Source organism: Desulfosarcina cetonica JCM 12296 (assembly GCF_001311845.1).
In the GTDB taxonomy this organism is placed as follows: Bacteria; Desulfobacterota; Desulfobacteria; order Desulfobacterales; family Desulfosarcinaceae; genus Desulfosarcina; species Desulfosarcina cetonica.
The window spans coordinates 1-6,559 of the sequence record NZ_BBCC01000273.1 but is presented as its reverse complement, the minus strand read 5'-3'; the positions used below and the strand labels follow the sequence as shown (position 1 = coordinate 6,559).

General features: G+C 50.0%; 7 protein-coding genes and 1 pseudogene. 6 read left to right on the top strand and 2 right to left on the bottom strand.

Annotated elements, in window-relative coordinates; translation table 11 throughout:
• The first annotated feature begins 183 nt into the window (after positions 1-183).
• From JCM12296_RS31615 to JCM12296_RS31600, 6 genes and pseudogenes are all read left to right on the top strand, one after another.
• Positions 184-1,761, top strand: a complete 1,578-nt coding sequence (locus JCM12296_RS31615) for an ATP-dependent nuclease (protein ID WP_054701466.1) — start codon at positions 184-186, stop codon at positions 1,759-1,761.
• Positions 1,762-1,940: 179 nt separating this feature from the next.
• Positions 1,941-2,054: pseudogene (locus JCM12296_RS39270) on the top strand (IS1595 family transposase); the annotation flags it as partial.
• A gap of 330 nt (positions 2,055-2,384) precedes the next feature.
• Positions 2,385-3,212: a substrate-binding periplasmic protein gene (locus tag JCM12296_RS31610; RefSeq protein ID WP_054701463.1), complete on the top strand. Its 828-nt coding sequence runs from the start codon at positions 2,385-2,387 to the stop codon at positions 3,210-3,212.
• Positions 3,213-3,485: 273 nt separating this feature from the next.
• Positions 3,486-3,866 (top strand): lipoate--protein ligase family protein, encoded by a 381-nt coding sequence (locus JCM12296_RS42860; protein WP_218188386.1) that lies wholly within the window; start codon positions 3,486-3,488, stop codon positions 3,864-3,866.
• Complete coding sequence (locus JCM12296_RS42850; RefSeq protein ID WP_422699201.1) at positions 3,851-4,462, top strand: lipoate protein ligase C-terminal domain-containing protein; 612 nt, start codon at positions 3,851-3,853, stop codon at positions 4,460-4,462. The genes JCM12296_RS42860 and JCM12296_RS42850 overlap by 16 nt, the downstream gene beginning before the upstream one ends.
• Positions 4,463-4,731: 269 nt before the next feature.
• Positions 4,732-5,058, top strand: coding sequence for a carboxymuconolactone decarboxylase family protein (locus tag JCM12296_RS31600; protein WP_054701460.1), 327 nt, complete (start codon positions 4,732-4,734; stop codon positions 5,056-5,058).
• A gap of 106 nt (positions 5,059-5,164) precedes the next feature.
• Here JCM12296_RS31600 and JCM12296_RS31595 read toward each other — a convergent pair whose 3' ends face one another.
• Complete coding sequence (locus JCM12296_RS31595) at positions 5,165-5,476, bottom strand: DUF6506 family protein (RefSeq protein WP_054701457.1); 312 nt, start codon at positions 5,474-5,476, stop codon at positions 5,165-5,167.
• Between the two features lie 20 nt (positions 5,477-5,496).
• Positions 5,497-6,114, bottom strand: a complete 618-nt coding sequence (locus JCM12296_RS46450; protein WP_246805190.1) for a hypothetical protein — start codon at positions 6,112-6,114, stop codon at positions 5,497-5,499.
• Positions 6,115-6,559 lie beyond the last annotated feature (445 nt).

The following is a 6,559-nucleotide window of genomic DNA, read 5'->3' as shown; positions in this document are numbered from 1 at the left end:
GCAAAAACCTAACCGGACATTACTGAAACTGAACAAGAAGATGATAAATTAAAGCCCTTTTTAAGGCCGGATAATACATTTCATATAGCTCGTTCAGCGATATGGAAAATTGAAGAATCAGAAGAAGATGATGCACCTCCGGGTGATGGAAAGCCCGTCATTAGCCAACATTTCTGTAAACCTATGCCTATATACGAATGGCTCCAGGAAAGCCACATCAATGGGGCAAACATTACCGAATGGTGGAAAAATAAAAACAATTTAAAAGTGGGCAACGGTGATTTTCTTAATTATATCGGAACGGCAAAGCCCGGAGTCGGGGTATGGAAAGAAAAGGCCAAGGAATTTATAGAAAATCATCTTACAGAAGCCGATTTTAAAGATTTCTGGAATGAAAATCCACAGGGATACGCTGGGGTTTTGAAAGGTACATTGCCTCATTTTATTTTTGTCCCAGCGGTGAGAGACATAACCGATGAGGCCAAGGTTACTAAAACAAACCCTTTTGGAAAACTGCTATATGCGGTTTTGGAAAGCGTTACAGCGCAGCAAAAAGCAGAACTTGAAACAACATTAGCAGATCTTCAGAAAAGGTTAAACCGTATTGGTGGTAATGAGCGTTTGGAGAGCATCGTAAAAACTGAAAAAAAATTGAACGATGTTTTAAAAGAATACATGACTTGTGATCTTGAAATCGAATTTCAATCCCCTTCTGTGGAAACATTATTAACAACACCTCAACTTTTTGCTGATGACGGTTTCCGCAATATGGTTACCAATAAAGGACACGGTCTTCAGAGAGCGATAATTTTTTCGATTTTACGCTGTTATTCTGAATTGATAACAGGAGTAGGGGAAGAAAAAAAGAAGCCAATGATTTTTGCTGTAGAAGAACCTGAACTCTATATGCATCCGCAAGCACAGAGAAATATTCGCAGAGTATTTAGAGGGATTTCTGATAAAGATGACCAAGTGATTTTCTCAACACATTCATCGCTTTTGTTGGATGTTGCTTATTTTGATGAGGTTGTACGGGTTGAGTCCGTTCAAAATAAAACTGATGACAAAAATATTGTTAAAAGCATCGTTTGGCAATTGCCTATGCAGGCAATGATTAATGATCTTAAGGCCAGATACGGCATTGAAGCTTCCCATGATTCTATTCGCGAGCTGTACTCTCACGCATACCATCCCAATCGTAGTGAAGGGTTTTTTGCCAAAAGTATTATTCTTGTAGAAGGAGCAACAGAACAATATGCTTTGCCAATTTATGCAGAGGCGGCTGGTTATCATCTCGACCAATTGAATATAAGTATTGTTGATTCGGGTGGAAAAGGTTCTTTGGACAGGCTTTATCGGATTTTTAATGAACTCGGAATCCCATGTTACATGTTGTTCGATTATGACAAAAATAGTAACGATAAAAATATAGTTGATAAATCAGTGGAACTTTTAAATCTTCTTGGAGAGCCAACCAACCCTCCAGATAACATATTAATATGTGACAATATCGCCTGTTTTCCCAACAAATGGGAAAAAGATCTTTCACCGGAAATTCCAAACGTTGACGACCTAACCCAAAAAGCAAGAAAAGAAATGGGACTCCACGGCGATTCTGGGAAACCACTAATTGCAAGATATATTGCAAATAAGCTGACTTCACAGAATCCTCCTATTGTGCCAGCTTCGATTCAATCAATTTTAGAGAAAGCTGTTTCTGTTAAATGGGAAAAGTGTTGCCTTTGTGAGCTTCAAGAATAAAAAATAACCGAATTCAATGAGGTTAGGGACGACCCTTGAGGTTAGTGTGAGGTTAGTGAGGTTAGTGAGGTTAGTGAGGTTAGTGAGGTTAGGGACGACCCTAATTAACTAAATAACTTTGCGTAATCCCCATCTATGCTATTTTCAAATCATGCCACGCTTAGCTCGATTGGATACCCCTCAGTCGCGTGTGGCTTGGGACTCACCAGGGAGCAATTCGGCCATCACACTTGGCTTATTACCTCGACGAGTTCACATTTCGATTTAACCGACGTAACTCGAAGGCCCGGGGATGACCGGGGCCATCAATAAATAAGTAATAGGTAAATTGTCTTTTCGCCGTGAGGGCATCGGGAACCCCTCCCTTAAAGATTCCCAACAAACGGGCGATATGGTCATCACTGAGGGACATTGTCCCCCATTGTTCTGATCCGGTTCCATCGCTCCTGAATTGCACCTCCAATTGGGGCAAAGCCTTTTCCCTGGGTTTTGCCCATTTTATTTTGTGGGTTGTGAAAAGAAAGACATCGGGGGTATCATCTTAAAGATTACCTATTCACAAGAAAATGTGAAATATAGGTGTCTTCCTTTGTTTTGAACCACTTTGCCGGAACCTCCATTCTATGAAGAATTCAAAAATTCTATTTTCTGTGGCCGTGCTGCTTTTTGCCGAGATCCCTGTTGTTTTTTCCGCCCAAGTGCCCAGGCTGTTGGTGATAGCGTTCAATGACACCGTTTCCAAGCCATGGAAATGGAAGGAGAATGGCAAATATACCGGCCCCTTTCTGGATGTTATGCGGGAGGTGGCGAAGCGCAGCGGAGTCATGGTGGAGATGCGACCCTTGCCATGGAAAAGGGTCCTGAGGGACCTGGAGACGGGTCACATAGATGGTTTTTTCGGTGGCTACAAAACCCCTGAGCGGGAGGAACTTGCCGAATTTTTGGATGTTCCCATGGGATGGGCAACATTGGCGGTGTTTGTCAGAAAAAGGGAAGCATTCCCCTTCGAAAAAATCGAGGACCTGTATGGCAAAAAGATCGCTATCGTCCGTGGTTACACCACCGGTGAAAAGTTTGACCGGGCCGTGGAGGAAAAAAAGATTCTTGTTAACGAGGTCGGGGATTACCGACAGATGATAAAAATGCTCGGTGCCGGTAGAGTCGAGGCCATTGCCGGGGCGGCTGAAACCATGCAGGCCAATTTTGTGGATATGGGACTGGCTGACAGATTCACGATGTTACCTCACCCGATCACAGATCCAAAACCGATTTATATCTGCATATCGAAAAAGTCGAACCTGGCCAATAGGGAGGAGATTGTTGCCAAAATGAACCAGGCAATAAAATCGATGAAACGAGAAAATGTTTTTGCAGAAATTGCCCAAAGATACGGCTATGACAGATGTATGGTTTTCGGTTGCCGGGCAAATGGCGCGGTCAAGGAACGTTAGAAAAGCTTTGTCTTTTCATATTTGAAATGGGGTCACATCAAGATAACCGACAGAAAACATTGAATATGTTTTATAAAATTCCCTCTTTTATAGGGAAATATCGTATTTTTAGGCAATAAGACCGTCAATATAGAGGGAAATGAGTGGCACGGGCACATCGGCATTACATATTTTATCATTTCATCCCAAATCATCGTTCAGGCGGATTGAAAAAACGGTACGGAAGTCGCAAGTTGAAGGGGCACAGTCACCCTTTTGCCATAGGAGCACGACATGTACTGTTTTACCCGCACCGAAACCGATCCGGCCTTTAATCTTGCCGCTGAAGAGTATCTGTTGAAAAACGCCGACGAGGATTGCTTCATGTTATGGCGCAACCATAAGGCCATCATCGTCGGCAGAAACCAGAACACGCTTTCCGAAATCAACCCGGATTTCGTCGATCGTCACGGTATCCGGGTTGTCCGCCGCATCACGGGCGGCGGCGCCGTCTACCATGACCTGGGAAATGTCAATTTCACCTTCATCAAGGCCAACGGCGGAAAAAAAGAGATCGACTTTGCCGCCTATACCCGTCCGATCCTCGACTATCTCAACACCCTGCCGTACCGGCCAAACTCGACGGCCGCAACGATCTTATCGTTGAGGGCCTGAAAATCTCCGGCAACGCCCAGCATATTCATAAACAGCGGGTCCTGCATCACGGCACGCTGCTCTTTGACGTGGACCTGGAGATGCTGGCCGCCGTGCTGCTCGTGGATCCGGCCAAATACACGGACAAGGCGATTCAGTCCATCCGCAGCCGGGTGACCAATATCAGCGAGCATCTGGTTGGCCCCATGGATGTCGAAACGTTCATGGACGATCTGACCACGCACATCCGAAAGGCCCATGCCGGCAAACCGGGCCATCTGTCCGCTGATGACCGGGCCGCCATCGAGGACCTGGCCGAGCAAAAATATCGTCGCTGGGAATGGAATTTCGGCAGCTCGCCCGAGTACAACTTTCGCAGGGTCACCCGCACCCCGGGAGGCACCATTGAAGTCTGCCTGGATGTCCGGGATGGGGTGATCCATGCCGCCCGCTTTTACGGCGATTATTTCGGCAAGGCGGATATCGCCGATATCGAGGTCCGCCTGGTGGGTTGCCAGCACCGTCGCAGTGCCCTGCAAAAACGCCTGGATGGGGTTTTTCTGACCAACTATATCAAGGACGTCTCCATGGACCAGTTGCTGGATGCCATGTTCTGAGGACTTCTCTGGCCGGTGTCATTTTCTTCCGCCGGCGGTCAAAGGCCGCTGTTCAATTTTCGATCAGATCAACTCTCCACGGGTGTTCGAATCCGGAACAGTACGCCCCTTGGATGTCGATTGGGATCCAAAAAACGCGCTATTTCGCCACCAGCAATCAATGGGCGGGGGCATGAGAATTGCTACAGTTAGAAAGAATAGAAAGAAAAGATCTTGAGAAGCAGGAAGACATTCCTGGTTAACCCGCCGCTGAAGAAAAGGAGCTATCCATGAACGCAGCCGAGAAAGCAAGCCAGTCATTGACCTATCTCCAGAAATATGCCCCGGACATGTACGGCAAGTATCTCGAATTCACCAAAAAGCTCACCGAACTGGACGCGTTGCCGCATAAGACCCTGGAATTGATCCTCCTGGCCTGTTCGGTGATGTCCCAATGCGAGGCGTGCATCGCCCTGCATCTGGAAAATGCCGCGACCCTGGGGGCATCCCGAGAGGAAATCCTGCAGGCGGCCTTCATGGCCGTGGCCATGGGGGGATCTCCAAAGATGATGTACCTGAGTCATGTTTTCGAAGGCCTGGAGGATCTTTTCGACTGACCCGCCACTTACCGTGAGAAAGAAGTAAAGGGGCCTCTTTGAGGCCCCTTTGCTTTGCCGACGCGGCGCCGGTGGGACGATAGATGGATAGATGGCGCCCATCTCGTCAGAAAAGCGTGTCGCCACTCACATTGCCCAGCCCGGGGTGAACGTCGAATCGAACCACGCCGACAAGAACTTTTCCTCCTACGGCATCGACAATCATGGCCGTACCCCGGTTTCCGAAACCACCGCACAGTTCAATGGCGCTGATTCCTTCTTCCGCAACGAGCTGTTTGGTCGTGGCCACAGCGTCTGCATAATCTTTGACCGCAACGGACAACACATGCACTTTTTCGGTTTTCACCCATTGGCGATGGGTTTTCGGATCAGCGTTGGGTGCGACAAACAGGAATGCTGCCTTCAAGATCTCGGCCATGGTGTCCTCCTTTGTAGAAGTTAAATGGTTTCGACAAAAAGCCCCCTTACCTGCGCACTCTCCATGGTCCGGGCCACATCCACCACTCGGGGGCCGTCGGCGCACAGGCGGATGGCGATGGGCTCCCCGGCGGCCACATCCACTTCCCGTTCGCCGTCCAGGGCCAGCACGCAGGCCCCGGCATCAACGGCAATGGATTCACCGGCATTCATCAGGACCGCGCTTTTCACGGCCACGGATTGAAACAGGCCCGGACCGATGGCCGCCGTGACCCGGCGATCACCACTGCCCAGAACCAGATGCAGGCCGGTGCGCGACCATGGCCGGATGATGCGCAGCTGTCCCCCGATGGCGGACAGGCCGATACTGTCCGGCCGGCAGCGGGTAAGAAATACCTGGGTGATCGTGGATAGATCCCAGATGGCCCGGGAGGCGACGAAGGTATCGCGGGAAACCGCCACGTCAACCAGGGCCATGTCCTTGAGCGTATCGCCGGAAAGCACTTCCAGGCAGCTGGATCGATAGGTCCCCTCCCCGCTTGGCACCCGACCGGTGGCGATCAATCCTGCCGCCAGCCCGGCAATGGAGGCCTCGATCATCTGGGGAAAAACGTTGTTGGTGCCCGTGGAGATGGGCAACAGCGGCACCGCCAGGGTGCCCTTGGCCACTGGCCCGGCAGGTCCCGTCGCCGCCCAGCACGATCAGGCAACGGGCGCCATGGTCCACCATCCAGCGGGCCGCCCGCGTGGAATCCAATTGGCTGTTCTCCATGGGAATGGTGGCACCGGCAATTTCGATCCGGGTGTCGCATCCCCTGGCGGCACGATCCACGATGGCGTAGTAATCTTGCATGTGCAGGACCCGCCGCACGCCGGTGCGCTCCAGCCCCATCAGCATGCGCCGCACAATGCGCACCTTCTCCTGATTGTCGAACACACTGCCGTGGGCGACCAAACGGCGGATGTCCTTGCCTGAAACCGGATTGGCGATGATCCCGACAGTGGCCACGGCACCCTCCCTCTACAATAGGTTTCAGCTCGGGTTGACCGACCCGTGCAGCAGCGGGCCGGCTGGGCATGCAGG